Source organism: Streptacidiphilus jiangxiensis (assembly GCF_900109465.1).
GTDB lineage: Bacteria > Actinomycetota > Actinomycetes > Streptomycetales > Streptomycetaceae > Streptacidiphilus > Streptacidiphilus jiangxiensis.
The window spans coordinates 314683-341642 of the sequence record NZ_FOAZ01000007.1; the positions used below are offsets into that span (position 1 = coordinate 314683).

Annotated in this window: 23 protein-coding genes and 3 pseudogenes; 17 read left to right on the top strand and 9 right to left on the bottom strand. The window is 71.6% G+C overall.

The annotated features are described in order from the left end of the window. Nucleotides 1–144 precede the first annotated feature (144 nt). The 13 genes and pseudogenes from BMY61_RS16290 to BMY61_RS47685 form a co-directional block, all read left to right on the top strand. Complete coding sequence (locus tag BMY61_RS16290) at nucleotides 145–1869, top strand: class I adenylate-forming enzyme family protein (RefSeq protein ID WP_083555172.1); 1725 nt, start codon at nucleotides 145–147, stop codon at nucleotides 1867–1869. Next, the gene (locus BMY61_RS16295) at nucleotides 1856–5116 is read left to right on the top strand and encodes a non-ribosomal peptide synthetase (RefSeq protein ID WP_042442867.1); all 3261 of its coding nucleotides are present in this window, start codon (nucleotides 1856–1858) and stop codon (nucleotides 5114–5116) included. Before BMY61_RS16290 ends, BMY61_RS16295 begins: the two co-directional genes overlap by 14 nt. Before the next feature lie 155 nt (nucleotides 5117–5271). Next, complete coding sequence (locus BMY61_RS16300; protein ID WP_174514468.1) at nucleotides 5272–6135, top strand: hypothetical protein; 864 nt, start codon at nucleotides 5272–5274, stop codon at nucleotides 6133–6135. 93 nt (nucleotides 6136–6228) lie between these two features. Continuing rightward, nucleotides 6229–9531, top strand: coding sequence for an ABC transporter permease (locus tag BMY61_RS16305; protein WP_244904213.1), 3303 nt, complete (start codon nucleotides 6229–6231; stop codon nucleotides 9529–9531). Between the two features lie 8 nt (nucleotides 9532–9539). After that, entirely contained in the window at nucleotides 9540–11717 is a 2178-nt protein-coding gene (locus BMY61_RS16310; RefSeq protein WP_042442873.1) for a hypothetical protein, read from the top strand. A 38-nt stretch (nucleotides 11718–11755) separates the two neighbouring features. Then, nucleotides 11756–12733, top strand: coding sequence for an ABC transporter ATP-binding protein (locus BMY61_RS16315; protein ID WP_042442874.1), 978 nt, complete (start codon nucleotides 11756–11758; stop codon nucleotides 12731–12733). A 59-nt stretch (nucleotides 12734–12792) separates the two neighbouring features. Beyond that, a complete protein-coding gene (locus BMY61_RS16320) occupies nucleotides 12793–13461 on the top strand; it encodes an ABC transporter ATP-binding protein (protein ID WP_236655871.1) in 669 nt (222 codons plus the stop codon). 717 nt (nucleotides 13462–14178) lie between these two features. Next, nucleotides 14179–14616 carry a hypothetical protein gene (locus tag BMY61_RS16325; RefSeq protein WP_042442878.1) on the top strand — a complete coding sequence of 146 codons (438 nt, stop codon included), beginning with the start codon at nucleotides 14179–14181 and terminating at the stop codon, nucleotides 14614–14616. 569 nt (nucleotides 14617–15185) lie between these two features. Further along, nucleotides 15186–15644: a hypothetical protein gene (locus tag BMY61_RS16330; RefSeq protein ID WP_042442880.1), complete on the top strand. Its 459-nt coding sequence runs from the start codon at nucleotides 15186–15188 to the stop codon at nucleotides 15642–15644. An 11-nt stretch (nucleotides 15645–15655) separates the two neighbouring features. Continuing rightward, the gene (locus BMY61_RS44990; RefSeq protein WP_143094376.1) at nucleotides 15656–16114 is read left to right on the top strand and encodes a hypothetical protein; all 459 of its coding nucleotides are present in this window, start codon (nucleotides 15656–15658) and stop codon (nucleotides 16112–16114) included. A 137-nt stretch (nucleotides 16115–16251) separates the two neighbouring features. Further along, nucleotides 16252–16695 (top strand): T6SS immunity protein Tdi1 domain-containing protein, encoded by a 444-nt coding sequence (locus BMY61_RS16340; RefSeq protein ID WP_143094377.1) that lies wholly within the window; start codon nucleotides 16252–16254, stop codon nucleotides 16693–16695. A 22-nt stretch (nucleotides 16696–16717) separates the two neighbouring features. Next, nucleotides 16718–16921, top strand: coding sequence for a hypothetical protein (locus BMY61_RS16345; protein WP_042442884.1), 204 nt, complete (start codon nucleotides 16718–16720; stop codon nucleotides 16919–16921). A 163-nt stretch (nucleotides 16922–17084) separates the two neighbouring features. Next, nucleotides 17085–17294 (top strand): annotated as a pseudogene (locus tag BMY61_RS47685) (aminoglycoside phosphotransferase); the annotation flags it as partial. Between the two features lie 152 nt (nucleotides 17295–17446). On the opposite strand, the gene BMY61_RS16355 reads toward BMY61_RS47685, so the two are convergent. The 3 genes and pseudogenes from BMY61_RS16355 to BMY61_RS48805 form a co-directional block, all read right to left on the bottom strand. Further along, a complete protein-coding gene (locus tag BMY61_RS16355) occupies nucleotides 17447–17920 on the bottom strand; it encodes a hypothetical protein (protein ID WP_042442886.1) in 474 nt (157 codons plus the stop codon). A 188-nt stretch (nucleotides 17921–18108) separates the two neighbouring features. Continuing rightward, nucleotides 18109–18387 carry a hypothetical protein gene (locus tag BMY61_RS46235; protein ID WP_082014748.1) on the bottom strand — a complete coding sequence of 93 codons (279 nt, stop codon included), beginning with the start codon at nucleotides 18385–18387 and terminating at the stop codon, nucleotides 18109–18111. Then, nucleotides 18370–18655 (bottom strand): annotated as a pseudogene (locus BMY61_RS48805) (IS1380 family transposase); the annotation flags it as partial. The gene BMY61_RS46235 and the pseudogene BMY61_RS48805, both read right to left, overlap by 18 nt. A gap of 132 nt (nucleotides 18656–18787) precedes the next feature. Here BMY61_RS48805 and BMY61_RS16365 point away from each other — a divergent pair. The 3 genes from BMY61_RS16365 to BMY61_RS16375 all read left to right on the top strand — a co-directional run bounded on the left by BMY61_RS16365 (nucleotide 18788) and on the right by BMY61_RS16375 (nucleotide 20681). Next, on the top strand, nucleotides 18788–19312 hold the full coding sequence (locus tag BMY61_RS16365) for a hypothetical protein (RefSeq protein WP_042442888.1): 525 nt from the start codon (nucleotides 18788–18790) through the stop codon (nucleotides 19310–19312). A gap of 80 nt (nucleotides 19313–19392) precedes the next feature. Beyond that, a complete protein-coding gene (locus BMY61_RS16370) occupies nucleotides 19393–19887 on the top strand; it encodes a hypothetical protein (RefSeq protein WP_042442890.1) in 495 nt (164 codons plus the stop codon). 50 nt (nucleotides 19888–19937) lie between these two features. After that, nucleotides 19938–20681, top strand: coding sequence for a DUF6193 family natural product biosynthesis protein (locus tag BMY61_RS16375; protein WP_042442891.1), 744 nt, complete (start codon nucleotides 19938–19940; stop codon nucleotides 20679–20681). Between the two features lie 458 nt (nucleotides 20682–21139). Here the strand turns inward: BMY61_RS16375 and BMY61_RS16385 are convergent, their stop codons facing one another. The 5 genes from BMY61_RS16385 to BMY61_RS16405 all read right to left on the bottom strand — a co-directional run bounded on the left by BMY61_RS16385 (nucleotide 21140) and on the right by BMY61_RS16405 (nucleotide 25985). Beyond that, nucleotides 21140–22045, bottom strand: coding sequence for a hypothetical protein (locus tag BMY61_RS16385; RefSeq protein ID WP_042442893.1), 906 nt, complete (start codon nucleotides 22043–22045; stop codon nucleotides 21140–21142). A 167-nt stretch (nucleotides 22046–22212) separates the two neighbouring features. Beyond that, nucleotides 22213–22431 (bottom strand): hypothetical protein, encoded by a 219-nt coding sequence (locus BMY61_RS16390; protein WP_042442895.1) that lies wholly within the window; start codon nucleotides 22429–22431, stop codon nucleotides 22213–22215. A 751-nt stretch (nucleotides 22432–23182) separates the two neighbouring features. Beyond that, nucleotides 23183–23767: an RICIN domain-containing protein gene (locus BMY61_RS16395; RefSeq protein ID WP_052438344.1), complete on the bottom strand. Its 585-nt coding sequence runs from the start codon at nucleotides 23765–23767 to the stop codon at nucleotides 23183–23185. Nucleotides 23768–24663: 896 nt separating this feature from the next. Further along, nucleotides 24664–24810, bottom strand: coding sequence for a hypothetical protein (locus BMY61_RS46240; protein WP_161791204.1), 147 nt, complete (start codon nucleotides 24808–24810; stop codon nucleotides 24664–24666). Nucleotides 24811–25085: 275 nt separating this feature from the next. Then, a complete protein-coding gene (locus tag BMY61_RS16405) occupies nucleotides 25086–25985 on the bottom strand; it encodes a phosphotransferase (protein ID WP_042442899.1) in 900 nt (299 codons plus the stop codon). 19 nt (nucleotides 25986–26004) lie between these two features. Here BMY61_RS16405 and BMY61_RS48810 point away from each other — a divergent pair. Then, nucleotides 26005–26148, top strand: a pseudogene (locus BMY61_RS48810) (IS630 family transposase); the annotation flags it as partial. A 142-nt stretch (nucleotides 26149–26290) separates the two neighbouring features. Here the strand turns inward: BMY61_RS48810 and BMY61_RS16415 are convergent. After that, nucleotides 26291–26791, bottom strand: coding sequence for a hypothetical protein (locus BMY61_RS16415; protein WP_052438345.1), 501 nt, complete (start codon nucleotides 26789–26791; stop codon nucleotides 26291–26293). Between the last annotated feature and the right edge of the window lie 169 nt (nucleotides 26792–26960).

Below are 26960 nucleotides of genomic sequence, written 5' to 3' on the forward strand. Positions count from 1 at the left end.
CGGGCGGTGCGAGTGAGCACTCTGGCTCATGAAGACGATCTCTGCAAGAGGATTCAGAAACTTGCTGCAACCCCTTCCCAAGCATGTTTCGGCGCTGTTACCGTCCCGGGCTGTCCGCAGTCGAACAGCCGAAGGGGGCGCGCCATGCCGCGAGTCGAGCAGTCACAGCGGCCACCCGACGCCCCCTCCCGACCGCTCACGGTGCCGGGCCTGCTGGCCGACCGCGCCGCCCGAGATCCCGAAGCCGAAGCGATCGTCGACGCCCGTAGCCGGCTCAGCTTCGCCGCCTGGCACCGCGACGCCACCACGCTGGCACGGGCCCTGGCCGCCACGGGCCTGCGGCACGGCGACCGGGTGGCCCTGCTCCACGGCACCGACTGGACCGGCTACGCCGTCGCGTTCTGCGCGGTGCTGGCGGCGGGCGGCGTCGCCGTCCCGCTCACCTCCGGCCTGCCGCCCCGTCAGGCCGAGGAGACCCTGGGCCGCACGGGCGTCCGCGTCGTCCTGCACGCCCCCGACGAACAGCCCCCGCCGGGACCCTGGCGAACCGACACCGCCGAGACCCTGCTTGCCCGCGCCCATGGCCCGGCCGCGGGCACGGAACCGCTCGTGCCCGCGCCAGCCTGCCGACCCGGGGACCTCGCCCAGATCGTGTGCACCTCCGGCAGCACGGGCACCCCGAAGGACGTGGGCGCGACCCACGCCAACCTCTGCCACGGCTCGACCGCCCGCGGGCGCGGCCCACGCCGCTACGCCCACTCGCGGGCCATGCTGCACGCGTTCCCGATCGGCACCAACGCCGCGCAGATGATGCTCATCGAAGCCCTCACCGCGCATCCCACCCTGGTGTGCGCCGGACGCTTCGACGCGGACGACTTCTGCGCGCTGATCGAACGACACCGGGCCGGCACCGTCTTCCTCGTGCCCGCGATGGCCGCCGAACTGCTGCGCTCCGACGCACCCGCGCGCCACGACCTGAGCACGGTCCAGCTGGTCAGCTCCTCGGCGGCGGCGCTGCCGCCGGCCCTCGCCCGCGGTCTGACCTCGCTCTTCCCCGGCGCGTTCCTGGTCAACTACTACACCAGCACCGAGGCGGTGCCCGCCCAGGTCAGCATGCTGGTCGACCCGAACCGCCCGGACGCCCTCGGCCGCCCGGCCGACCCGCGTGACCTGAGGATCGCGGACGAGCAGGGCGAACCCCTCCCGCCCGGCACCGTCGGCGAGGTGTGGCTGCGCTCGGACGCGCCCCCGCGCCGCTACGAGAACGACCCCGCCACCACCGCCGCCGTCTTCCGCGACGGGTGGGTGCGCATGGGCGACCTCGGCCGCATCGACGAGGCGGGCTACCTGTGCCTCGTCGACCGCGACAGCGACGTCATCAAGTCGGGTGCCCTGAAGGTGTCCACGCTGCGCATCGAGGCGGCGCTGCTGGAACATCCCCTGATCGTCGAGGCCGTGGCCGTCGGTGTCCCCAGCCCCGTCATGGGCGCCGTACCCGCGGTGGTGGTGCGCGCCGAACCCGGTCTCGACCTCGACGAGCTGCGCGACCATCTCGCCCGGCGCCTGAGCCGCGCCGAGCGGCCGGTGTGGATCGTGCCGGTCCTGGCCATCCCGCGCACCGCCACCGGCAAGCCGGTCAAGCCGCAGGTGCGCGCGCTGGTGCAGGCGGCCATGGCCGCGCCCGCGCCGCCCCCGGCAGCCGCGCCGGAGCCGCGGCCCGCACCTGCGCCCGAGCCGCGGCCCGCACCTGCGCCCGAGCCCGCCGCCTCCCTCATCGACCCCTTCGGCCGGTCCTTCATGACCGCCCTGCCTGCGACGGCCACCGATCCCGACCACCGCACGGAAGCGAGCCCCGATGCCGCTCAGTGACCGCCAGCCCCACCCCCTGTCCGCGACGCAGCACGGCATCTGGGTCACCGAACGCGCCGGGGGCCTCGGCACCGTCTTCTCCATGCCGTTCGCCGTCACCCTCACCGGCGACGTCGACCAGGAGGCGCTGCGCGCGGCCTGCCGCACCCTGGTGCGCCGCCACCCCGTGCTCGGCTGCGCCGTCCGGGAACGGGCCGGCGTGCCGGGCCTGGTTCCCGCTGCCGTCCCCCCGGTCCCGGTCACCGTGGACCTGCGCGAGGACCCGCAGCTCGCGGCCGCCGTGGAGGAGGGGGAGATCCGGCGGCCCTTCGACCTGGAGCACGGGCCCCTGGTCCGGTTCACGTTGCTCCGCACCGCCGACGACACCGTCCGGCTGCTGGTCGTGGCCCACCACCTGGTCTTCGACGGCCGGTCGACCTCGATCCTTCTCGACGACCTCGCGCTGCTGTACGCGGGCAAGGAACTGCCCGACCTCCCACCGGACGGACACCCTGACGACGCGGAAGACCGCATCGCCGAACTGCTCTCGGGCGCCCGCGACTTCTGGCGCACCCAGCCTGCCGTCGAGCACAGCGTGCAACTGCCCGGCCTGCGATCGCTGCCCGAGCCGGCGCCCCGCCGAGCCGGCGACGGGGCTTCGGCGGGCGCCGTCGTGATTCGGGACCTGGACGACGCGCTGCGCCGCGCCGTCGCCGAGGCGTGTGCGGAGCTGGGACTGACCGTCTTCCAGTTCACTGCTGCCACCTGGCTGGCGTTGCTGCACCGCTACGGCAACCCCACCCCCGTCCTCGGCGTCGACCTCGGCACCCGCCGACCCGCGGACCTCGAGCGGATCGGCGCCCACGTCAACGAACTGCCGCTCACCCGCGCACCGCACCGCGGTGAGAGTTTCCGTGACTTCGCCCAGTCCCTCGTCTTCGAACAGGGACTGCGTTCCGACCTGCGAGGCCTGTACCGGTACCGGGAGGTGCCGTTGGCCCGCGCCCTGCCCGGCGTGCGGCCGGGCGCCGCGCTGGTGCCGGTCACCCTCGGTTACCGTCGGCGAGAGGCACCACCCGGCTTCCCCGGGGCGGAGGCCATGGTCGACTGGGCGCTGCCCAACGGCACCTCGCGCGGTGCGCTGCGGATCCACATGGTCGACGGCCCCGACGCCTGGCGGTTCGCCCTGAACCACGACCCGCAGGCCCTGGCTCCGGCCTTCGCCGAGCGGATCGCCGACCACTGGTGCGCCCTCGCGGCCGCGGTCGCCGCGCGGCCGGACGCCCTCCTCGACAGCCACGACCTCGCACCCGAGGAGACCGTGCTGCGCGCGCAGGCGAACGCCACCGAGGTGCCGATGCCCCCCAAGACCGTGGGAGAGCTCGTGGCCGACCAGGCGTCGCGGACGCCGGACCGGGTCGCGGTGGAAGACGGGAGCCTGCGGCTGACGTACCGCCAGCTTCAGCAGGCCGTCGCGGCGACGGCGGGCCGGCTGAGTGCCGCGGGCGCCCGTCCGGGAGGTCTCGTTGCCCTTGCGCTTCCACGTTCCGCCGCCTGCCTGGTCGCGCAACTCGCGGTCCTGCGCTGCGGCGCCGCCTACGTGCCGCTCGATCCGCAGCACCCCTCCGCGCGGCTGGCCCTGCAGCTCGAGGACTGCCGCCCGGATCTGCTGCTGGCCCTGCCCGGCGGCGCCGACGCCCTCCCGGCGTCCGCGCACACCCCGCTGCTGGTCCTCGATCCGACAGCGGACCTCGCCGCCGCCACCGCCGCCGGCACGGGTGACGGTGCGCCGGGCGGTGTGCCGGGCGGTGTGCCGGTCGGGCGGGACCGCGCATACGTGCTCCACACCTCGGGGTCGACGGGCCGGCCCAAGGGCGTCGAGATCGAGCACCGGGCCCTGGTCAATCTGCTGCTGTCCTTCCGGTCCCTGCTCGGCGACGGCGACGGCGGCGGTGATCGCGACACAGCCGGTGGCGGTCCGGTCGGCGGCGGCGGCGAACCCGGCCGCGAGCAGGCTCCGCGCTGGCTGGCCCTGACCTCGCCGACCTTCGACATCTCCGCCCTCGAGTGCTACCTGCCGCTGATCGACGGCGGACGTGTCGTGTTCGCGCCGCCCGGCGCCGCCCTGGACGGCCGGGCGACCGAGGCGCTCGTGCGAGAGCGGGGCATCACGCACGTGCAGGCGACACCGTCCGGTTGGCAGTTGCTGCTCGAGGCGGGGGTCGGCGGGCCGGGGCTGACCGCGGTGGTGGGCGGGGAGGCGCTCGCGCCGGTGCTGGCAGCGGAGTTGACGCGCCGCTGTGGCCGGGTGCTGCATGCCTACGGGCCGACGGAGACGACCGTCTGGTCGACCGTCGACCAGGCGCTGCCGACGAGCGGCGCTCCGGTGCTCGGTCGTCCGATCGCGAACACCACCGTGCAGGTCCTGGACCGGTGGGGGCGTCCGGTTCCGGCCGGTGTGCCGGGCGAGCTGTGGATCGGGGGCGCGGGGTTGGCGCGCGGCTATCTCGGTCGGCCCGGCGCGACCGCGGACCGGTTCCGTCCCGACCCGGACGGCGCCCCGGGGGCGCGACGGTATCGCACGGGCGACCTGGTGTGCCGGGGGCTGGACGGGCGTCTGGTGTTCTCGGGGCGGCTGGACGGGCAGGTGAAGATCCGCGGTCACCGGGTCGAGACCGGCGAGATCGAGTCGGCGCTGCTCGCCCTGCCCGAGGTGGTGCGCGCGGCGGTCGTCGCGCACGACGGACCGGCGGGAGCGGTCCTGACCGCCTTCGTGGTGGCCGTCCCGGCCGAGCCGTCGTCCGCGGGGCTGCGTGCGGCCCTGTCCCGCGTCCTGCCCGCGGTGATGCTGCCCGAGCGCTGGCGTTTCCTGGACCGGCTCCCGTTGACGGCTGCCGGGAAGGTCGACCGCGTCGCGCTGGGGCTGCTCGCGGACGCACAGCCGCACACCGGCGTCGAGACCGGTGCCACGCCCGGTGCCGAGGCCGACACGCCGGACCGGGACGGTCCGGCGCCGGGAGCGTCCGTGCCGGCCCATGCCGTGGTGGTCCGCGAGATCTGGGCCGAGGTCCTCGGTGTGCCCGCGGTGGACCTGGAGCTGGACGAGGACCTGTTCGAGCTCGGTGGTCACTCGCTGACGGTGGCGCGGATCGCGGCCAGGATCAGCGACCGCCTGGGCGTGGATCTGCCGCTGCATCAGCTCTACGACGAGGCGACGGTGCGCGGCATGGCCCTGGCCGTCGCCCGGATCGAGGGAGGGACCCGATGACCCGCGCGACACCTGACGCACCCGAGAGCTCGGCCGCGCGGGTTCCCGCCGTGCACGTGAACTGGACGGGGCCGCACCGGGCAGGGCTCCGGCGGACCCGGTCCGGCTCCCGGCGTGGTCCCTACGCTCTCGCGGAGCCTGAGATCCTCACCTGCGTGCACGGGGCGCTGGCCTGGCGGCGCCTCCACGGCCCGGTGGAGTTGGCCACCGACTCGCTCGGCGCCGCCTGGTTCCGCGAGCAGGGGCTGGACGTGCTCTACGACCGCATCGACACCGACCTCGACGAACTCGACGACCTGGCCCTGGACCCCGTCGTCTACTTCACCGGCGGCAAGTACCTGGCGGTGCGCCGGCGCACGGCCCCCTTCGCGCTCCTGGACCTCGACCTCTATCTGCGCCGTCCACTGCCGGGCCTGGACGGCAAAGGGTTCGTCTTCGCGCACTGGGAGTCCGTCGGCAACGCCGTCTATCCGGAGCCCGCGGAGCTGCTGGGCCGCTCCGGCGCGGACCTCGGCGGTATGCGTTTCGACACGCCGGCCACGAACATGGCCGTCGCGGCGTTCCTGGACGAGGAGCACCGGGCGGCGTTCGCCGAGGCCGCCCTCGGCTACGCCCTCGCCAACGGCGGTCCGGCGCCGCTGCACCCCGTCGCGCGGGCCGCGTTCGCCGAGCAGCGCCTGGCACCGGCCGTCGCCCGCAGGCTCGGCACGCCGCTGCGCCCCGCCGGTGACGGCTTCTGGCTGGTCGAGGAGGAACGCTGGGACGGGCCCGCCCCGGTCGAGCTGTTCCACCACACCTGGAACCTCAAGGCGGTGCTGCGCAACGTGCCGGACCTGCGGGCCGGCTACACCCGCCAGCTGATCGAGGAACTGCTGTGGCGTCACCCGGAGAGCCTCGACCTGCTCCTGCGCGTGCCCGCGCTAGCCGCACTGGCTCCGGTCGTCCGCGCGGTCGCGGACGGGTTGGAGCGCCACGGCCCGCTCACCGCCCACGGCGCCGCCGCGCCACCCGGCCGCTGACCCGCAGCGCCGGGACACCGGCACACGACCGCGCCCGCCCCGGGTGGGACGGCGCGCCCTGATTCGACCGATTCCCGACCACCAGGGGGACACGTGGCCGCCACGGCCGTCCGAGCAAGCCAGGCACCGCCCGCCCGGAGACTGCCGCCCGCGTTGCGGCGTTCCGGGCGCCACGGCCTGGTCCTGGCCGCTGCTGCGGCGACCGTGCTCCTGGCGGGCCTGGTGCTGGCCGTGCTCGCGGCGCTGACCGAGGGTTCGGTCGACTCCGGTGTCGCCGCCGCCCTGACCGCTGATCCCAGCGCGCAGGTGCGGGTCACCATGCCCTACCGCGCGGACACCTCGGCCGCCGCGGACGCCCGGATCCGCGCCGCCCTCGACCGTGCGTTCGCGCCGGTGCCGCACGACCTCGGTACGGGCCTGCTCGGGCTGCTGCCGCTGGCCGTCACCTCGCCGCAGCCCGGCGCCGACGGCCTCAGCCTCTTCCCGCTCGCCCTGCCGGTGACGACCGCGCAGGCTCACGCGCGCCTCGTCGCAGGTACCTGGCCGACCGCGGGCGCCCCGTCCGCGGGCGGGGCGGTACCGGCGGCGGTCCCCCTGGCCTTGGCGCAGCGGTTGCGCCTGCGCCCCGGCTCCCTGCTCCAGGTCGCCGACGCGCTCGGGCACAGCGTCCGGATCCGCGTCAGTGGCGTCTTCCGGCCCGATGGTGCGGCGGCGTTCTGGCCGGCGATGGCGGGCGATCCGGCCGGGACGGCCGGGACCGCCGACCGAGTGCTGGTCCTCTCGCCGGGGGCGCTCACCGCGACCGCCGCGTTCGGTGGCCACGTGCTGGCGGAGTGGACCGCCCTGCCCGACACCGCGCACGTGGTGGCCGCAGACCTCGCCCCGCTGGCGGATCGGATCTCCGCGCTCGGCGACGGCGTCCGGCAGCCCGGCCGCGCCGTGCCGGTCGACGCCGCCGTGCAGACGGGTCTGGTGGGTTCGCTGCGGGGGCTGGTCGGCCCGAGCGTCGTCGCCCGCTCCGTGCTCTACCTGCCGACAGCGCTGCTGGCCGCGCTGGCACTGGTCACCGTCGGGTTGACGGGGCGCCAGCTCGCCGTCCACCGGCAGGGCGAGCTGGTGTTGCAGCAGACCAGGGGAGCAGGCACCGGGAGGCTGCTGCGCGACGCCGCCGCCGAGTGGAGCTGTACCGCGCTGCCGGCGGCGGGGGTGGCGTTGCTGCTGGCCGGGCCGTTGCTGCGGGTCCTGCACGCCCTCGGATGGCTCGCGGTTCCCGTGCCGGGGGACGCGGTTGGCGCGTCCGCGTGGCTCGCGGTCGGCGCCACCCTGCTCGTCCACGGCGCCGCCACCCTCGCGCCGGTGCTGTCCGCGGTCACCGGGCACGGTCTGGGGGCGCGGCTGCGGCTGCGTGGGCCGCGCGCGGCCGCGGTGGGACGTCACGGGGCGGACCTGGCCCTGCTGCTGGTCGCGGTGCTCGGATATCTGCAATTGGCGCACTACCACGCGGCCGTGACCGGTTCCGGCGGTGCGCTGGGAGTCGACCCGGTTCTCGTACTGGTCCCGACCGTGGCCACGGTCGCGGCGGCGCTGCTGCTGCTGCGCCTGTTGCCGCCCGCCGCCCGTGCGCTCGACCGGCTCGGCCGGGCGCTCGGTGGGCTGGTCGTTCCGCTGGCGGGTTGGCAGGTGGGCCGGCGCTCGGCGAAGGTGGCCGGGCCGGTGCTGCTGATGAGCGTCGCCGTGGCGGTCGGGACGTTGGCGACGACGGTGCTGGCGTGCGTGAACGGCCTGGCGGGGGACCAGGCCGATTTCCAGGTCGGTGCGGACGTGAGGGTGACGCTGCCGGCGGCCGCGGGCCTGCCGGCCGCAGCCGCCCAGCAGGCGCTGCTCGCCCTTCCGGGCGTCACCGGCGCCACCCCCGTGACCCGCACCCCCGCCACCACCGCCTCCGGCGGCCTCGACGAGATCGTCGCCGTCGACACCGGCGTGACGGCCGCGGGGGGTGCCCCTCCGCCGGTGCCGCGCCTGCGGGCCGACCTCGCCGGTCCCGGCTACGCCTCCGCTCTCGCCGCCCTGGGACGGGACGTTGCGCCGCAGGGCCTGACCCTGCCGGGCGCCCCGGCCACGCTCGTCCTGGACGAGACCCTGGGCAGCGACGGCGACCGGTCCGCGCCCCAGCTCCAGCTGACGGTCCAGGACGCCACCGGCGTCAGCGACACCGTCACCGTGACGCTCCCGGCGGCGGACGGCGCCCGCCACCAGGTCGGTGTTCCGCTCGGCCTGCCCGGCGCTGAGCGGCGCGCCTCTCCGCTCACCATCACCGGGCTCACCCTGGTTCCGACACCCGGCCGCCCCGCCGCCGACCTCGACTTCGCCCTGCACCGAGTGGGCGCCGGCGGCGCCTGGCTGTCGGCCCTGCCCGGCGCCCTGGCGTGGTCGGACCATTCGCCGAGCGTCTCCGGCGCCCGGAGCACCCTGTGCCAGGGCGCCGGCGGGCCGCAGGCCGGGGCCTGCGCCGGTGGCGCGGACCTCCTCGACGCAGGCCTGCGCACCGGTGCGCCGGGGGGCACGACCCAGGCGGGCACCGAGCTGGAGGCCGACCTCGCCCCTTCGGCGCAGGACGCCCTGCCGGTCCTCGCCGACAGCGCCGCGCTCGCGGACGGACACCACCGCGTCGGGGACCAGGTCGCCCTGGGGCTGGTCGACGGCCGGCAACTGACGGTGCGGATCATCGGGGAGATCGCCGCCGTCCCGGGCCAGGACCACGAACTGGGCGCCTTCCTGACGGACCAGCGCCGGCTCGCGGCGACGCTGGCGGGCCTGGGCGAACCGCAACTGCCGCCCACCTCCTGGTGGCTGGCCAGCAGCCGTCCCGCCGCGACCGCCGCGGCGGTGGCCGCACGGCCGCAGCTGGGTGAGGCCGTCACCCGCGACGAGCAGGCCGCGCGTCTGCGGGCGGATCCGTTCAAGCAGGGCATGCGGACGGTCCTGGACCTGTGCCGGTTGCTGGCGCCCGGGTTCGCCGTGATCGGGTTCACGGTCCACTGCGTGGTGGGGGTCCGTGAACGGCGCCGCGACTTCGCCCTGTTGCGGGCCATGGGGCTGCGGCCGGGCCAGCTGTCCGCGCTGTTGTGGCTGGAGCAGGTGGGGGTGTGCCTGTTCGCGCTGGTGCCCGGGGCGCTGCTGGGTACCGCGCTGGCCGTGGGCGTGTTGCCGTCGGTCTCGGTCGACGACCAGGGCACGGCCCCGTTCCCGCCGCTGCGCGTGGACGTGCCGTGGGGGCAGGTCGCGGTGACCTCGGTCGTGGTCTGCGCGGCCATCCTGCTGGTGGTCTCGGCGCTGTCCCGCCTGCTCGCGCGGGTCGATCTGGTCCGCGTCCTGCGCGCGGGGGAGGACGTGTGAGGAACACGATGCTGCTGCCTGTCATCCGCCGCGAACTGCGCGGCGACCTGCCACTGCTGTGCGCCCTGGCGGTCGTGGTCGCCACGCTGACCGCGTTGTGCGCCCTGGGCCCGCTGCTGATGGCACGCCAGGAGGACCGCGCGCTGACGGGGCGCCTGGAGGCCGCGCAGAGGAGAGCGCCGCTGATCACCGTCGGCGCCCAGCTGCTCGCCGCCCCCGCGGGGAAGGCCACGGCGCTGCCCGAGGTCCTCGCGGTGGCCGGCCGCGCACTGGTCGGCGACGCCGACCTGCCGCTGGACCGCATGCTGGGCGTGACCTGGTCGGCCGCCGACTACACCGCCGCAAGCCTGCCGGGCCTGAAGCCCACCGCCGCGGGCGCCGACTCCGCGCAGCTGGCCGTGTCGTATCTCAGCGACGGCCTCGCACACGTGCGCCTGGTCCAGGGCAGCGCCCCCGCGCCCGGCACCCCCGCGCCGGCGGCCGGGCCCGCGGCGCGCCCGGCCGGGGTGCTGGTGCCGATCGCGGTGTCCCAGGCCACGGCCCGGCTGCTCGGCCTGCACGTCGGACAGCATCTGACGGCGCGCTACTCGCTGCCCACGCAGTCCACGGACGTGACGTTCACCGTCTCCGGGATCTTCGTCCCGGCCCCGGGCGGCGCGGACTTCTGGAGCGCTCGGCGGACCCTGGACATCCCGCTGCAGTACGCGCAAACGGGCGCGCCGGGGCGCCAGGTCGCGGCGCAGGCGCTGCTCGGCGCGGACGGCCCCGGGTTGCTGGAGGCGGACGGCGTCCCGGAACCGGCGCTGAGCTGGCAGCTGCACGTGACCCTCGGGCCCGCGGCCGTGCGCGCCGCGGACACGGTCCCGCAGGTCCTGCACGGCTATCTGAGCCAGGTCGACCAGTTGCAGTGCAGTGGCACCGACGCCAACGGCAACCCCGTCTGCGTGGCCGACGACCGCGCCACGACTCTCTACCAGGGCACCGACCGCCTCAGCCCCCTGCTGGCCGACTTCGCCGCGAAGGACCGCCGCGCCCGCGCCCTGGGCTCCTACGCCGAGGCCGCCCTCGCCGCCCTGGCACTCGCCACCGTCGTCGTCACCGGACGCCTGCTGCTGGCCCGCCGCCACCCCCAGATGCGGCTGCAACAGGCACGCGGAGCCGCCGTCGCGACACTGGTACTGCTGCGCGGCACGGCAGCGGCCGTCGTGGTCGCCGTCGCCGCAGGGCTCGGCTGGGGGGCGGGCTCGGCCATGGCGCCGGGAGGGACCTCGGGTCGACCCGAGCCCCTGCTCGCGTGGTCCGTCGCCGCTGCAGCGGCCCTCGTGGTGCCCGTGCAGGCCTGGCTGTCGGTGCGTGAACCGCGGCACACCGCCACCGGGGCGGCGAGACCGGCCGGGCGGCGCGTCGTCGCTGAGGCCACCGTCCTGCTGCTGGCCGTGGCCGCCGTCGTCGCTCTGCGGGCACGCGGCGCCTCCGGCGGAGCGCAGGGGCCGGACCCACAGCTGACGGCGACACCGGTGCTGGTGTCGGTGGCCGTGGTCGCCGTGCTGCTGCGGCTGTACCCGCTGGTCCTGCGGGGCCTGGCCCGTGGCACGCGGCGTGGCCCCGGCCTGGTCGCCTTCGTGGCGCTGCGCAGCGCGGCCGACGCAGCGCCGACGACGGGCCTGGCGCTCTACGTCCTCGTCCTGACGCTCGGAACGGCGGTCTTCGGGGACCTGGTCACGGCGCAGGTCGCAGGCACGGGGGAGGGGTCCGACGCGTTGGCCGGGGTCGTGTCGGGCAGCTACGCGCTCTGCACCAGCGTCGGTGCGGTGTTCTGCCTGCTCGCGCTGACGCTGGAACTGGTCCTGACGGCGGGCGGGCGTGCCCGCACGGTCGCGGTCCTGCGCACCCTGGGCCTGGGCGGTCCGCGGGTGCTGGCCCTGCACCTGCTGCAGACGCTGCCGTTGGCGCTTGCCGCCGCGGCCGGTGGAGCGGTCCTGGGGCTCGTCGAGCCGCATGCCCTGGGCCCCGCACTGGACCTGCGCGCGCTCGCCGGCGCGGCGGCGCCCGGGCCGACCGACCACACACGGGTGGCCCTCCTGGCACTGGCCGCGGCGCTGCTGGTGCTCGGCGCGGCGGCCGCCGAAACGCTGGCCCTGCGGCGCACACGCCTGCACGCCGTCCTGCGCCTGGGCGAGCGATGAGGACGACGCCTGGCAGAGGGACGACGCAGCCGACGGGCATGGATGAAAGGGGCGTACCTGTGAGCACCGAAACGCTCGATCTGGAGGAGCTGCGACACAAGGCCGTCGCGGCGGCCCGTCCGCAGCGGGAGGAAGGCCTGATCGTCTGCGAGAACCTCGTGCGGATCTACCGGGCCGAGGGAGTGGAGGTCCAAGCCCTGCAGGGTCTGGACCTGACCGTCGCCGACGGCGAGCTGGTGGCGGTGGTGGGCGCGTCCGGCTCCGGCAAGTCGACGCTGCTGGGCATCCTGTCCGGCCAGGACACGCCCACCGCCGGAGCAGCCCGAGTGGCCGGCCACGACCTGCTCGCGATGCGCCGGCGCGAACGCCGCGACTACCGCCGCCAGGTGGTCGGGTTCGTATGGCAGCAGACCGCCCGCAACCTGCTGCCCTACCTGACGGCGGCGGAGAACGTGATGCTGCCGATGTCCTACCTGAAGGTGCCGCGCGGCGAGCGCCGCGCCCGCGCGGAGGAACTGCTCGACCTGCTCGGCGTCGGACACTGCCGCCACCGCCGTCAGGGCGAGATGTCCGGCGGCGAGCAGCAGCGCGTGGCGATCGCGGTGAGCGTCGCCAACCGGCCCCGGGTGCTCCTGGCCGACGAACCCACCGGTGAACTCGACACCACCACCAGCGAGGAGATCTTCGCCGCGCTGCGCCGGGCCAATGCCGAACTGGGTGTGACCGTGGTCGTGGTGACCCACGATCCGCTGGTGTCCGAGCAGGTCGGGCGCACGGTTCGGATCCGCAACGGACGCACCTCCACCGAGGTGCTGCGGGCCGCGGACACCGGCGACTCGACCGAGTTCGCGGTGCTGGACCGCCACGGACGCCTCCAGTTGCCGCGTGAGTTCACCGAGCGCCTCGGCATCAGCAGACGCGTCCGGCTCGCGCTGGAGCACGACCACATCACCGTTCGGCCCGACACCCCACAGCCCGGCCCGGCCGGTGACGGAACGACAGGAGGCATGCCATGACCAGCCGAACCCAGACCCCAATCCCGCCCACCGTGGAAGGCACGCCTCCGGGGCCGGCGATGATCGTGGTGGAGGACGTCCACAAGTCCTTCGGCACGGAACCCACCGCCGTCCACGCCCTGCGCGGTGCCTCCTTCACCGCCCGGGCGGGAGAACTGACTGCGCTCAGGGGCAGGTCCGGCTCCGGCAAGACCACCCTGCTCAACCTGGTCGGCGGACTGGACCGCGCCGACAGCGGACGGATCCAGGTCGACGGCCACGACCTTGCCGCCCTCGGTGAGTCGGACCGGCTGCGGCTGCGCCGGGACCGGATCGGCTTCGTCTTCCAGTCCTTCGGGCTGCTCCCCGTCCTCACCGCGGCGGAGAACGTCGGTGTCCCGTTGCGCCTGCGCCGCACCCCACCGGCCGAACGGGAGGCCAGGGTCCACGAACTGCTCGCCCTGGTGGGCCTGTCCGACCACGCCGAGCAGCGGCCGGGGGAGCTGTCCGGCGGGCAGCAGCAGCGCGTCGCGATCGCCCGCGCGCTGGCCAACCGTCCGGCCCTGATCATCGCGGACGAACCGACGGGGCAACTCGACTCCGAGACCGGCCACGCCGTGATGCACCTGCTGCACGCCCTGGTCCGCAGCGAGGGCGTGGCGGTCGTGGTCGCCACCCACGACCCGCACCTGATAGACCGTGCCGACGTTGTTCTGAACCTCCGCGACGGCCGCATCGTGGCGAAGTGAGCTCCGGCCCCGGGCCGGGCCCCGGGCCGGGGCCGGGCGTCGTCGGCATACTCACGGGCGGGCAGACCGAGCCGCCGCACCACGTGGGCGCCGCCCTGAGCACACCGTCAGTCAGGCCGGCCATGCGGCCGTGCGCGTCCTCGGCCTCCGCCGGCCGGCCGGCACCACAGTGCGGCGGCGGTTGGGCCGACGCCCGTCGGCTACGCGGTCTCCGTGGCCGGCCCCTCGACGGTTGCCTGCTGCTCCGGCGCGCGCTGCCCCGCTCCGTCGAAGTGCGGAGCGGGTAGCCATCTGCCACGGTGGTCGAGTGGTACGTGCCGCACGCTCGACGAATTCGCACGCGGCGAGCGCAGTCCGGGCGGACAGGCTCCGGACACACGAAGAAGCCCCCGGCCCAGATGGCCGGGGGCTTCGTGCCCGTCTGAAGCGACCTGTCAGGCGCCGCCCATGAGGTCGCGTTCGGCTACCCGTTGGAGGAGCCTCTCGGTGGTGTGGTGGGAGTGTCTGACCGTGGGCCCGAGAGCGGGGGTAGGGACGACCAGCTGTCCTGTGACAGTGAACTTGGACCGAGCGCGAGCGAAGTTGGACCGATTCCAGTCAGTACTCCGGCTCTAGATCTTGATCTTGGCCTGTGGGCGGAGCGCATCTGGAGTCGGCAGGTCGGTTTCCTGGCGCTGCCAGGTAGACCGAGCCCGGTGGAGCAGGCACTATGCCCCGATGAGCATCGTCATCAAGTTCTTCGTGGCATCGGACCACGAAGCCGCCGCTGCTGTCGCGGAGGATGGTCCTGAGGGGGTCTTTGAGTCCCTGACCTTCGGCAACTTCGATGTCGAGGAGGCCCTGATCGAGTGGGAGGGCATCTTCACCGGTCGGAGCTTCGAGGAAGTCCTTGACGACGATGTCCCTGAGACTGTTGCCGACCCGCACGACGGCGAGGGTCCGCTCGTCCTTGCCGTCTCCCGCACCCTTCAAGCCGCCCTGAGTGCTGGCGACGAGGACCGGCTCGCTGAGGTCAGCCAGCTGTGGCTGGCCGAGCGGGCGGCAGACGACGAGGTCTTCGACCCCGAGATCGCCGTGTGGATCCTGAGCGGCTTGGCCAACCTGGCCCGTGCCGTCCGAGAGCGAGCCGACAACCTGTACTGCTGGGTGGCGTAGAAAGCGCACGGCTACCCCTGATCGCGGTGAAGGCCTCCGCCCCGTCGTGGCCGGCGGCCTACAACACGTCGAGGCGGTCGGGCTGCGGAGCTGAGCGCCGGCCCAGATGTGTGCACCACCACGTCGACGGCGCGGGCCAGGTTGGATTCCCGAGGCCGGTCAACCCGAGCTCGGGCGCAACCCTCTACGAGGTTGTGCTCGGGGGTCGCGCCAATTTCAGTAGTGCAATCGCACCTGATGCGCCGCTTTCTCCCCAGGCCATGCCGTACGAGGCAGATAGTGCGAGATGCAACTTTGGCAAGAGCGGGCCCATGTGGGGACCGACTCAGCGAGATCCTCAAATGCCCCTCAAGCCAATGGAGTGTCCGCGTCAAGTCGTCTAGTGTCTCGGCGCAACGGCAAGCAATGCCGTCACTTTCACATGGGGGAAACATGCGTCAGATCACGTCCGCAAACAGGGGGCTCCTCAAGGCCGTCACCGTCACGAGCGTGGTCGCTGGGGCCATGCTGGCGACGGTGGCCCGGGCAAGCGCGCACACCCCGCTCCGCACGAGGCCAAGCCCACCACCGTGACACCGCAGGGTGCCTGCAGTGGCTACCCTGGGCCGTTCGTCAAGGTGACCGCCGACTGCGGCACCGCCTACCACGTGGTGGCCGGTCCGTGGATCCACGACAACGGCACGAACAGTCCGTCCACGACGAGCTCCCAGAACAACTGGAGCGACATGATCAACGCCACCGTGTCGGGCGATGCAAAGATCAGCGGGAGCCTACTCATCGAGGGCGTCGAAGCCCACTTCGGGTTGTCCTTGTCTCTGTCCGCGTCCATCGGCCAAGCACACAGCGCCACCTACACGGTCTCGCCCCACACCGCGCTGCACGCGGAGTACGCGGAGTACGCGGAGTTCCTGAAGTACAGCCAGGAGGAGTCCTACACCGTCAACAGCGTGTGTGCCCAGACCGAAATCGGCCTGGATGGCACCTGGTTCAACGAGGGCAGCGGCTTCCACACCTGGGTCATCAGCTAATGAGGCCAACCATGAAGATCCAGTCCATACGCTTGGCGGCACTCGCCGCGGCGAGTGCCGGAGCCGTACTCGGCACGACCACAGCCTGCATTTCGCAAGGAACCACGGCTCCACGCGCGTCGGGCTCATCGTCGCCTACTGCAGGCGCCGGTCTCCCCTCGTTTCCGACGGTTTCCCCGCAGAACTGGCTTCTTGAGGAGGCAAACGCAAGCGGGCAGCGCACGTTCACCACCCGGGCCTTGGCGAGCCGTGCGATCACGGTTCAGCTCGCGTGCGCCGGCGGAAGCGACTTGGCCGTCTCAGCGGAGATCTTCCAAGGGGGCGCCAAGCCGATCTACGCGATCAACAGGCAGCCGTGTGAAGGCAGCATCCAGAAGATCACGCTGACCACAGATGGTCTGGCGCCTCTGAAGATCCAAACGTCGCCTCAGGCGGGCTCCGTGTACTCGCTCTTGATTACGCAAGGGTAGGGCCGAACACCTCGTCCAGCAGGCCACCCACGCTCCCGGACCCGTCCCGATGACCGGCTGCGGGCCACGGCCGACAGCCTCCGCGATCTCGCCACCACCCACGACCGTACGCGCCTCACCACCCAAGAGCGCAGCCGATGAGCCCGCCACCGACGAGCGCGAGCGACTGCGTGCAGCGATGGAACATCCTCACCGGCACCCCCGAACACTCCACTGGCGCCCAGGCGATCGTCGCCCTCGCCCATGAGGCGGGCGATCCGCCGGGCGCTCCACCACAGTGGAACCGATACGAGGCCGGGATCGGCGGCGACCACCGCTTCCCACTCCGCGGCGCTGATGTCCTGGCCCTCTTCATCCCACCAGTTCTCGCGCCGCGTGATGTGTACGTCGTAACCCATGGCCAGCCGAAGCGTGGCGCGAACCCGACCGTTGGCGACCTGCGGTTCGACCAGGCCATCGGGTACAAGCAGCCGCTCTTCCTCGGTGGTGCAGATGCGGTGGAGAACCTGGAGTTGAGCGACCGTGGCGTGTACTTCTCGCTGTGCACGCAGATCGCGCAGCAACTTCGGGGCAATCAGTAGCCGCGCCGACCAAGGAGGAACGATGGTGGAGCTGCCCGAGAGCGTGGACAGGGACATCCTGGGGCATCGGATCCTGCCGGCGCTCACAACGATCCGAGAGACCCTCGGCTGCTCGATCCCGGAGGCTCTTGACACCTTCAACGAGAGGTACAAGGTGCTCCGCCGCAACCGCCCTGCCGAGTTCACTGTCGGTCCCGACGAGTATGGTCGCGGCTTCTTCTCCTGAACACGACTCAGAATGTGATCATCGGTCCCGAATCGCCTTCACGGCGGTTCCGCGTTTCATGTCGTCGGCGGTAGCGGACATGCGGACGATCGTCTGAACACGCTGACCTGCCGGGGAAGGCGGCGACCTTGTTGCCGTACTCCTCGACGGGCTGCTGCGCGGCGTACTCCCAGCGGGAGGGGCCTCGCGGTTCTTTGACAGCTACGCCCGGGCGGACGAGGCCGCGGTCCGACGGGTGCGTGGGCTTGCCGCCATGAAGAGCTTGTTCTTGATGCTGATGGGTCAGAACGGGGACCGCGGACTGCCTGGCGGAAAGCCGAACTGGGGGCCCGTAGGCCGGTCGGCACTCGATCGTGTCCTGATGGGCCTTTGACGGGCGGCCAAGGTCGACCTGCTCAGAGATCGAACATGGGGCCGAGCCGGCGTGATGAGGAGGATGAGCCGGTCAACCGTGACGGTCCCTTGAAGCCGAGGGTGCTGTCCGACAAGAGCAAGCCTCGTGACCAGCTCTTATCTGCTGCGCAACTATCGGACCGGTCCGCACTCGTCAACCAGAACTGTCGGCTCCGACACGAACACGTTTGCAGCGACGGGCCCATAGGCGACATTGAACGTGTCGAGCCAGTACGACCAGTCCTTCATCCCGGCGGCGCTGCTGAACCGGTAGTTCAGCTGCCACCGGACCCACTGTCCTGGGCGAAGACGCACCGCCGGTGGCCGACGCGGGCGCGGCGGCAGACCGAACATCGGCTCCACGCGCGCCAGCACACGAAGCCGGCCGCCTTCGTCCCGCAGGCTGAGGCCGACCTCGCGGAGATCTCGCTCGCTCACGCGCGGGTGGAAGCCATCGCACTCGGACATCTCGATGACCTGCGCGAAGGACGGCGGCACCAACGACACCGGAAAGCCCGTCAGCGCCGCGTTTCTCAGTGCAGCAGCCTCACCGCCTCTGGAACGCTTCGTCCAGGACGTCCTGACCCACTGCACCGTGATCTCCAATGCGACCGCCTTTCGCCGGGGGACTACGGTGCCTTGCGCTGAACGTCATCCTCATTCCGACGCGACAGCTCTCACTTCTCAGCAACATCCGAGAGCCATGAGCGGACCAACCGCTCTCGGTACGGACCTACAACCACTCTTGCTTCTCACCTACGCAGCCACCCACCCTCACGTCGTCATCCAACGTCTCATCCAACAGGCCGGCCGACCCGCGGCATGTCCGACATCACCGTGCGGCTGCGCCGGACGACGGCGACGGCCTGAACGAGCTGCGCCTGCTCCTCGGAGGCCAGATCGTCCAGGTCCGCCTTGACCCGGCTGATGAGTCGTGGGATCCGGCCGATCTCCTCCTGCGAGGGCGTAGCCTCGCTCCGAGCCCCGTCGTCGGCCTCGAACTCCGACATCGGCCGCTCTGGACTGCGCTGCAGGTCGGCGAGATGGGCTTCGAGGTCGACTTGCCGGGACACTGTCGGATCCAATGCGACCGGCCCGAGTACACCCGGCTGGGCCCAGCATCGCCACATCAGGCAGGCAGTTACCGCCCAGCGCGACCATCAGTGCCAGATCCAGAAGGACCTTGCCAGGGTCGTGCACCGCGCCAGGGCGCCAGCGTCAGCGCGACATCCAGACCGGCCCGGCGGCGGCCTCCGTCAGCAGCACCCCTGGCCTGCGAGACCACCCCACGGCCGCCACCTTCACCTGCACCCGCGGATACGAGCCGCTACGCTTCCCCACCGCAGAGCGTTCCTTCCCCGGGCTGGAACGGACCATCGACAAGCCCTATCGTCCCAGGTCAGAGGCATTTATCAGCCTGTCCGATCACTCATCGGACAGTGCCGTAGTAGCGGGTTCGCCCAGGAGGTCGTCGTGCATCACGCCGTCGAACAGCTGCTGCAGCTGATGCCCGCGACACCGAATGGCGGCGACGCACTGGACTGGGATCGTGTGGATGCGCAGTTCGGCTGGCGCCTCCCGAGTGACTACCGGGACTTCGTTGCTGCCTTCGGGATGGGCACGATCAACGAGACGCTGAGCATCGTCACCCCACCACCCAGTGACTACCCCTACGCCCACCATCTGCTCTACGAGCGCACCTACCCGCCAGCCGACGGCCTGCTGTTGTGGGGTGCGACTGACTGCGCCGACGACTTCTACTGGCGCTGCGAGGACGCCGACCCTGACCGGTGGACCGTGGCCGTCCGCACTCGTTCCAACGGCTGGCACGACTATCCACACGGGATGACCGACTTCCTCCTCCAGCTGCTGAGTGGACGGATCAAGACCCCACTCAACGCCGACCTCGGCATCGACCAGCCACCGACCTTCGAGTCCTGGCGCGAGGAAGTTCAACAGCTGCGCGAGTCCGACGACTCGGGCAGCTTCGGCTACTGAAGTTGAATGAGTGTTGTCGGGAGGCGGGCTCGCCTCACCTCGTGTAGATCACGCAACAGTTGCTGCGACATGATGTGCAGGTGACGGAGAGTGGGGCGGATCTGCTGGCGTTGCTGCGTGAGCTCGATGACCCGCAGTGGCTTGAGTGGCCGACATCGTACGACCGGAGCGCAGTTGCTGCGCGGTTCGGCGAGCTGGTCGCGCGCCTCGAAGGTGACTTCGGGGTTCCGTGCGTGGCTGAGCAGGATACGCAGGATTCCAGCGAGTACGGGCGGGCCACTGTGCCCGCCGAGGCCACGGTGTGCGGCACCCGGATCGTGGTCTGCGTCAGCAAGTTCGGGTCCCTCGCCCTGGTCTGTGCTGAGAATCCGGGAGCCTACCTCGGGACGCAAGACGCCCAGGAAGAAGGCGAGCTGGATGACGCCGATCTCGCCTCCGTCGAGCGGGCCCTGGTCGAGCTCGGCTTCACGGTCGTCCCGGAGGAACTGGTGGAGTCCGACTACGACGGGCCGAGTCGAGCGCACCTATACGGGCAGCGGCCCACGTGGTGGGACCGGTTCTTCGGAACCTTCTAACGGTCGCGCGCCGAGGGCCAGGCCTGTGCCTGCATGAGGATCGGAATTTCATGAGTCGCGAACCAGACCCAGCCGTTCTCTATCCGGACGTGGCCGCCCACGGCAGCCTCGCCGCAGCCCTCCAAGCCGAAGCCGCGGCCCAACACATGTCTCTGCCACTCGCCGTGACCTCGTCCGATCCTCTGCGCCATGCCAAGATCACCAGTGTCGTGCCGCATCGCCACTCCGCCTACATCGCTGCGTGGCATCACGAGCGAAAGTGGTCCTTCTGGGGCTCGTCCAACGACAGGCTCATGATCTGCGGCGGAACCAAGAACCTACGCGATCTCCCCCAAGTGATCCGCGGCTGGGCGGAGGGGGCCAGCCTCGAGGAGATCGGGCAGGCCGCGACCTTTGACCTTCTGACCGGACGTTTCGAGGTCCCTGACAACAACCCCGCTGACGTCATCGCCTCAGAGTGGCAGTGGCTGCTGAAGGACGCCGATCACGCTGAATGGCCGCAGTACTGGGACCTCATCGAGGCCGCACACGCCGAACGGCAGCTTCGCCGGCTCTACCCCTTCACCAGCCACTGGGCACTGAGTTTCTCCAACACGCCCGACTTCCCCTTCTCCCCGTCCTTCGTCTCGATCGACTCACCCCGGGGTGCCGGCGATTACATCATCAGAGAGTGGTGGAACGGTCCTGCCCTGCACCAGGTCACCACAGCCGCCGAAGCGATCGCCATCGCTGTGGGCCGAGTCCCTGCTGATCTGCTCCACGCGTCATCTCGGCACCCTGCACAAGACTCCTGAGCTCGACATCGGTGACGCGGCGCGGTCAGGCCAGGAGGACTCGCTTCCGCAAGACGCCGAGGCCGCCGGCGCGGCCGTACATCTGGCGTTTGATCATTTTGATCCGGTTGACGTGGCCCTTGACCATGCCTGAGCACGAGGGCAGTGCAAGGCCCGCGGTGTCGGAGGCGAGATCGCGTTCGAGGCCGTTGGCGAAGGCGTGGGGCTTGGGCAGGTTCTCGGCGCGGACCGCCTTGATCCATTGTCGGAGCTGGTCGCCCTGGAGCTGGGTGAGCTTCCCCGAACGCTTGGACGTGCCCGTTCAGGGCTTTCACTTAGGGGCAACTGGCGATGATGGACTTCAGCTCAGGCGCTCGAGGTCCGGAAAGCTGTCGGGATGAGTCCGCCGGGCCAGCACCCCGACCTGTCCGGGTGGGTTCGGCAGGACGTGATGGCCGTCTCGTTGTGGGCGGGGAGCATCAGCTCGCGCACCGCCCTTTGAGCAGCTCCAGGTACGTCTTGGACTGGAGCTGGAGCGGCGGAGCCATGTCGCCGAAGGACTTGCTGAACGCTTGCGGCGACCGCGCCAGTTCATTCAGCACCTGGCTCGCGGTGTCGTCGTGGGCAAGGTCGGGCGCCAGGGCCGCGCAGGCCCGAATGCCCGCATTCGGATCACTGAGCCATGGTCGCGTGTTCCCGCCGATCTGGCCGATGGCAATCAAGATCGTCGCCAGATCGTGCGGGGACTCGCAGGATCGGGTCATCGTCAGCAATTGCCTCAGCAGCTCCGGACGCTGCGCTGCGGTCGCGGGATGCCGCGCCAGTGACCCGACAGCCGCAGCGGCGCATGTCCGGCGCCTGACGCGTTCCGACACGAGGTAGGGCAGCGTCCGCCGCAGGAGTTCGGGAACCAGGTCGAAGCAGGCAAGCGCCGCCTGATCGAGGACAAGCCCGCCCAGCCCGGTGCCGTCCTGCCACATGTGGGCCCTGCCATCCGCATCGGCGGACACGTACTCGGCAGTCCAGCCACGCACCTCCGGCGCGCGGTCCTGGACCCGGGCACGAATCTCCCCAGCCTGGTCCCCGAGGTCAGCGGCGACGCCGACCTCGTACAGATAGGCGAGCATGGCATCGCGCAGCGAGGGATCGTCGGGCCCCAGCAGCGGATTCTCCAGGAGCTCGACGACAAGCCGCGCGGTGGGCGCCGTCACGGGCCAGGCCTTGCCCTCGCGGCGAAGCGTCACCGACCACAGGTGCGAGTACCCGTCGACGAACGCCCGCGCATCCTCGCCGAGGAGAGCTGTCAGATGCCTCGGGGTATCGCTGGCGCACCCCCGGGCGTGGAACAAGCCGGACCAGTCCACGTCATGCGCACGGTCATCCACAACGGGGATGGTCCCACAACGCTTCGGCGTGCTTCCGGCCCGGGTGCACCGTCCGGATCGGCAAGCCTGCTCGTGCGGCTCCCCTGGCCCGACACGAACACCCGACTCGGCGACGTCCGTGGACCCGCAGGCAAGAAGCGCGCACATCATGTCGCGCGTTGCCCCCTTCAGTACCAGTCGCTGCGGGGTTTTTTGAGGGCGAGGGTGGTGATGGTGTGCAGGGCGACGGGGACCAGGGCGAGGATGGCGATGACAGCGGTCAGGGCCATGAGGGCGATCGCGGGGGCGCCGTGGCCGTAGTGCAACTCGCTGACGAACACTCCGGTGCAGGACGCGGACAGGGCTGCCAGGAGTGTGAGGGAGACCCGGTCTCGGTGGGTTGTCATCCTGTTGCTGTCCTTCACGCCCGTGTGGGCCGGGGTCCTGCGCCCCGGTGTGTGCAGCGTGCCCGTGGGGCGGGGGACTGTGCATGAGTGCGGGTACTCAGAGCGGGCCCGGGCATATGCCGGGGCCGGCCGGGGGGACGGCCTCTTGACGGTCTGCACCATGGTCCGACTGCCGGGGTTGCCTTGCGGTGTCGAGGTGTGCGCGCTGTGGCTGCCTCGCCAGGCGGGCAATGGCTCACCGGGGCTGCGGGTGCCTTCGAGGCGGCCGCTGGGCGGGCGTCAGGGCGGGATATCTGGGCAGGGTTGACGGGGTGTTGGGCCAGGGGCCCGGGGTTGGCGGGCCGGCCGGTCAGCATCTGGTGTTCCAGTCGGACTCGTGACCTGCACCGTGCGGGAGCTGCCGCCACGCCCGGCGGCGCTGATGTGCGCGGTCATGCCGTTGGTACGGCGTCCGGCGTTGGCCTGCCACTGGCGCGCCGCCTGACAGGCCGCGGCCACTCAGGTGGCGGTCTCGACTGTGCCGGTGAGGAGGGCTCCGGCGTCGATGATGGTTCCGTCTGCTCGGTGCTCGGTGCTCGGTGCTCGGTGCTCGGTGGCCGCAGGCCGGCGCGCCGACGGCTGGGTGTGCAGCATACGTACGTGGCACACCCAGCGGGTCGGCGCGCGCGATGCCAGGGCTCACGGACGGGCGGGTTGGTATCCCCGGGGTGCGTGGGCACTCGCAGGTCGCTCGACCGTGTCCCGGTTCGCGTCAGTAGTGCGTCTGCTGCCACACCTGGTTGGAGTCCGGGTTTCCGTTGCCGTCGTTCAGGCAGTCCCACTGGTCGGCGAGCGCGCCGTTGTTCTGCGCCCAGCCGCCGATCTCCAGGCACTTGCCGCTGTTGACGTTCCAGATCTGGCCGCTGCCGGCGATGTACCAGGCCTGGTTCTTGTCCGGGTTTCCATTGCCGTCGTACAGGCAGTCCCACTGGTCGACGGTCGCGCCGTTGTTCTGCGCCCAGCCCTGGACCTCGAGGCACTTGCCGCTGTTGACGTTCCGGATCTGGGTGTAGCCGTTGACGACATTGACCGTCCACACCTGGTTCTCGTCGAACCAGCCGTTGCTGGCGGCGCTGCCGTGCAGGCAGTCCCACTGGTTGGCGGTGGCGCCGTTGTTCTGCGCCCAGCCGCCGATCTCCAGGCACTTGCCGCTGTTCGCGTTGGCGAACGCGACGTAACCCCAGGCGCCCGCAGACGCAGGCGACGCCGCGAGTCCGACCAGGAGCAGGGAGCCGGCCGCGGTGCCCACGGCGAGGTTGCGCAGCCGGACTGCGCGGGGGTGGCGGAGTGCTGACACGGTGTCGGTCCGTTCTCGTGAGGATGGGAGGCTGTCGGGCCCCGGCGACTATGGCACGAACGGTCCCGACGCCTTCGGCGCGCGCCCGTCCCGCCAGGCCTTGAGACGCCGTCTCACGGCGTCGGCCTGCGGTTTCTCAGACCGAGCCTGGGCCGGTAGCGGTGGGACTGAAACAATTGCAGCCAGGGCGCGGCCGATCCGCCGCGCGATTCGGACGCTCGGCCGGGCCTTGGCGGCGGTCTTCGGGGGCCGGACGTGCCGGTCTTCGGCGGCCTGCCCATCGCGTGTGTCATCCGCGTTCAGGGCCTGCGCAGCTGGGGCACCTTGGAGGCGTGGCGTGCCGGTGCGGTCCCCGTGGGATGCGACACCGGCCTGGTGCGTGCCACCGGACGGCCGGCGGACCGGTTTGCTCGGTCGGTCGGTGTCTACCTTGGCGCGCTCCTTGAAGGGCCCCTCCACCTTGCGGGGCGGGAGCGCGCCAACGGTCGAGCGACCAGGCGAGCCGCTCAGTCGTGTCTGCTCTCGTGGCTCCAGCCCCTGGCTGTCGGCGAAACAGGCTGCGCGCGCCGCCGCGTTGCCGTGCGCGTTTGTCCTGGTCAGCTTGGGTTTGGTGGCGACTGGAAGTCCGACAACCCCCCTCTGCGTGTCCCTGCCCCGGCAGGATGAAAAAGGGTGGTGGGGGGGAGTGCGGGTGCTGGGGCGCGGCGGGTGGGGCTTGTTCTCGATGCCGAAGCCGACGACGGTGGCTCCTCCCTCGTCGTTCCAGTGTCACGCCTGCTCACAGCCGCCTGGGACCGCGGCTACGACGCCGTTGCCGCCTGCGACTTCGAAGATGAGCTTCCCGACCTCGGCGGGCTCCCGCGCTACCGCTGACGTGCCCGATCCACAGGTCTTGATTATTCCTCGTCCGCGACCTGGTCGGGCTCGAGGTAGCGCTCGCGGTACTCGGAGGTCTTGAACTGGGTGTAGTCGGCGAGGGCCTGGGCGGCGGCGAGGTCGCGCTGGAGGTGGACCAGGTCGTGGGGATCGGGAGCATCAGCCATGCGCCCCGGGCGCATCACCCGGCGGTCCTCCCGCCGGGCCGGCCAGCCACCATCCCGCGGAGCCCAACGCGACTGATCCTTGCCACGGTGGCGGTCACCACCTCGGGCCAGTCCAATCCCCGAGGGTGCCGCATTGACAACACTGTCCCCACGACCGCTGGCGACCGTCAGCACAATCGACTTCAAGAGATCGCCACGGTTGACCGGCTCATCCTCCTCACGACGCCGGTTCGACCCCGTGTTCGATCTCGGAGCAGGTCGACCTTGGCCGCCCGTCAAAGGCCCGCCAGGACACGATCGAGTGCCGACCGGCCTACGGGCCCCCACTTCGGTTTTCCGCCAGGCAGTCCGCGGTCCCCGTTCTGACCCATCAGCATCAAGAACAAGCTCTTCATGGCGGCAAGCCCACGCGCCCGTCGGACCGCGGCCTCGTCCGCCCGGGCGTAGCTGTCGAAGAACCGCGAGGCTCCTCCCGCTGGGAGCAGCAGCCAGGCGGCCGCGAGGTCCCAGGCCGGGTCACCGGCAAAGAGGTCCCCGAAGTCGACGACCCCCGCCAGGGTGCCGTCACCGACAACCACGTTCGCGGGATGGAGGTCGCCGTGGACCCACAGCCGCGGGCCCCGCCACACGGGAGCCGCGACCGCGTCATCCCACACGGCCCGAATGTCGTGCTCGGCGAAGCTGCCGAGGTCCACGGCCTTCAGGAAGTGCTCGAAGCCGCCCGTGCACTGCTTGGGGTGGCCGCCGCGGTCCGAGGAGTCCGGCGCGTCGGCGGGCGCCTCCACATGCAGCGCCATCAGGAAGGCCGCCAGGATGTCGGCAGCGTGGTCGCCCCGGGTGATCGAGCCGTGGTCCAGCGGCGTGCCCTCGACCCATGTCATGACGGTCCAGATCTTGGGGAAGCGCTTGGACGGTGCACCGCTTCGCACCGGAGTTGGAATCGGCAGCGGCAGGCGTGGGGCCAGCACCGGCAGCCAGCGCCGCTCCTTGAGCTGCAGGTCGGGACCGCTGTCCATCCGCTGCATCCGGACGGCCAACTCGTCGCCGAGGCGCCACATCTGGTTGCCCCAGCCGCCTGACACCTCGCGGATGGGCAGCTCGGCCAGGTCCGGATGCTGGTCCCGCAGCAGGTCCCGGACCAGATCTTCGCTGATCTCACTCTCGGATTCGATCACGGGAAGTCACAGTAGAGGTATGGAAGAAGGAAACCTGGCCACGGGCAAGAGCATCGCGGCGGAGCGTGGGGCCTGGATCGTCTTCGAGGACGAGGCCGGGCAGTCGATGACTCCGCCGCGAGCCAGGACCTGGAGCCGATACGGCCAGACCCCGGTCGTGCAGCCGAGCTCGACAAGGGCTCGCTCGACGCGGGGCTCGAGGGAGCACTTGGTTTCATGACGAGAGTGCCCTCCGCAACCGCCACCGGCCCGCCACGGATTGCCCTCTTGGCTCACCTGACGGTTCGCGCCGAGGCGGCCGTTTGTCAGTAGTGCCAGCGGAAGTATCCGTTGACGTCGGAGCAGGTGATGGGAGTGCCACCGGAGTCGACGGTGGTCACGCCGTCGTCGGCGTGAGGACAGAACTCGCCGGCATGGTAGTAGCGGCCGCTCGGTGACAGGAGGACCGGGTAGCCGTTGCTCGCCGTGGTTCCGCTGCTGTCCGATGCGCTCGTGCTCGCAGCGGTGGCGCTCGCGGCGGACACGGTGGGAGACGGCTTGGGGGTGGGCTTCGCCGGTTTCTTGCTGAGGGTCGGGCGCGGGGCCGCTGTGACCGTGACGGTAGTGTGCACCGTCGCGGTCACCGTGACTGTGACGGTGGGGGTGGGCTGCTTGTAGCCGGTCACGGCCTGACCGAGACCCTGGCCTGTGCCGACCAGGAACGACGGGATGAAGATCGCTGCGGCTGCCCCTGTCGCGATCTTCTTCGGACGGGTGAGCCTGTCCCAGCGAGTGCGCAGGTCGGGCTTGGCCGGAGTCTGGATCAAGGAGAAGCGCCCTTTCGATGATCTTTCAGTGGGCGCACAGGCTACAGCGGATGATCACCGTTTGAATACACAATCAACATGGATCGGAGTGGGTCGATCCGTGTTGATGGATCCACGCAGGTCGTCCAAGTCGTCCTACCTGAGTGGCGGGCAAGTTGATCCTGCGCAA

What these genes read in the sequence shown, in the direction of transcription:
- BMY61_RS16295 (WP_042442867.1), top strand. Translation starts at nt 1,856, where the DNA reads ATGCCGCTCAGTGACCGCCAGCCCCACCCCCTGTCCGCGACGCAGCAC.
- BMY61_RS46240 (WP_161791204.1), bottom strand. Translation starts at nt 24,810, where the DNA reads ATGGCTGATGCTCCCGATCCCCACGACCTGGTCCACCTCCAGCGCGAC.
- BMY61_RS16320 (WP_236655871.1), top strand. Translation starts at nt 12,793, where the DNA reads ATGATCGTGGTGGAGGACGTCCACAAGTCCTTCGGCACGGAACCCACC.
- BMY61_RS16390 (WP_042442895.1), bottom strand. Translation starts at nt 22,431, where the DNA reads ATGACAACCCACCGAGACCGGGTCTCCCTCACACTCCTGGCAGCCCTG.
- BMY61_RS16315 (WP_042442874.1), top strand. Translation starts at nt 11,756, where the DNA reads ATGGATGAAAGGGGCGTACCTGTGAGCACCGAAACGCTCGATCTGGAG.
- BMY61_RS44990 (WP_143094376.1), top strand. Translation starts at nt 15,656, where the DNA reads ATGAAGATCCAGTCCATACGCTTGGCGGCACTCGCCGCGGCGAGTGCC.
- BMY61_RS16325 (WP_042442878.1), top strand. Translation starts at nt 14,179, where the DNA reads ATGAGCATCGTCATCAAGTTCTTCGTGGCATCGGACCACGAAGCCGCC.
- BMY61_RS16340 (WP_143094377.1), top strand. Translation starts at nt 16,252, where the DNA reads ATGAGCCCGCCACCGACGAGCGCGAGCGACTGCGTGCAGCGATGGAAC.
- BMY61_RS16290 (WP_083555172.1), top strand. Translation starts at nt 145, where the DNA reads ATGCCGCGAGTCGAGCAGTCACAGCGGCCACCCGACGCCCCCTCCCGA.
- BMY61_RS16345 (WP_042442884.1), top strand. Translation starts at nt 16,718, where the DNA reads ATGGTGGAGCTGCCCGAGAGCGTGGACAGGGACATCCTGGGGCATCGG.
- BMY61_RS16375 (WP_042442891.1), top strand. Translation starts at nt 19,938, where the DNA reads ATGAGTCGCGAACCAGACCCAGCCGTTCTCTATCCGGACGTGGCCGCC.
- BMY61_RS16310 (WP_042442873.1), top strand. Translation starts at nt 9,540, where the DNA reads ATGCTGCTGCCTGTCATCCGCCGCGAACTGCGCGGCGACCTGCCACTG.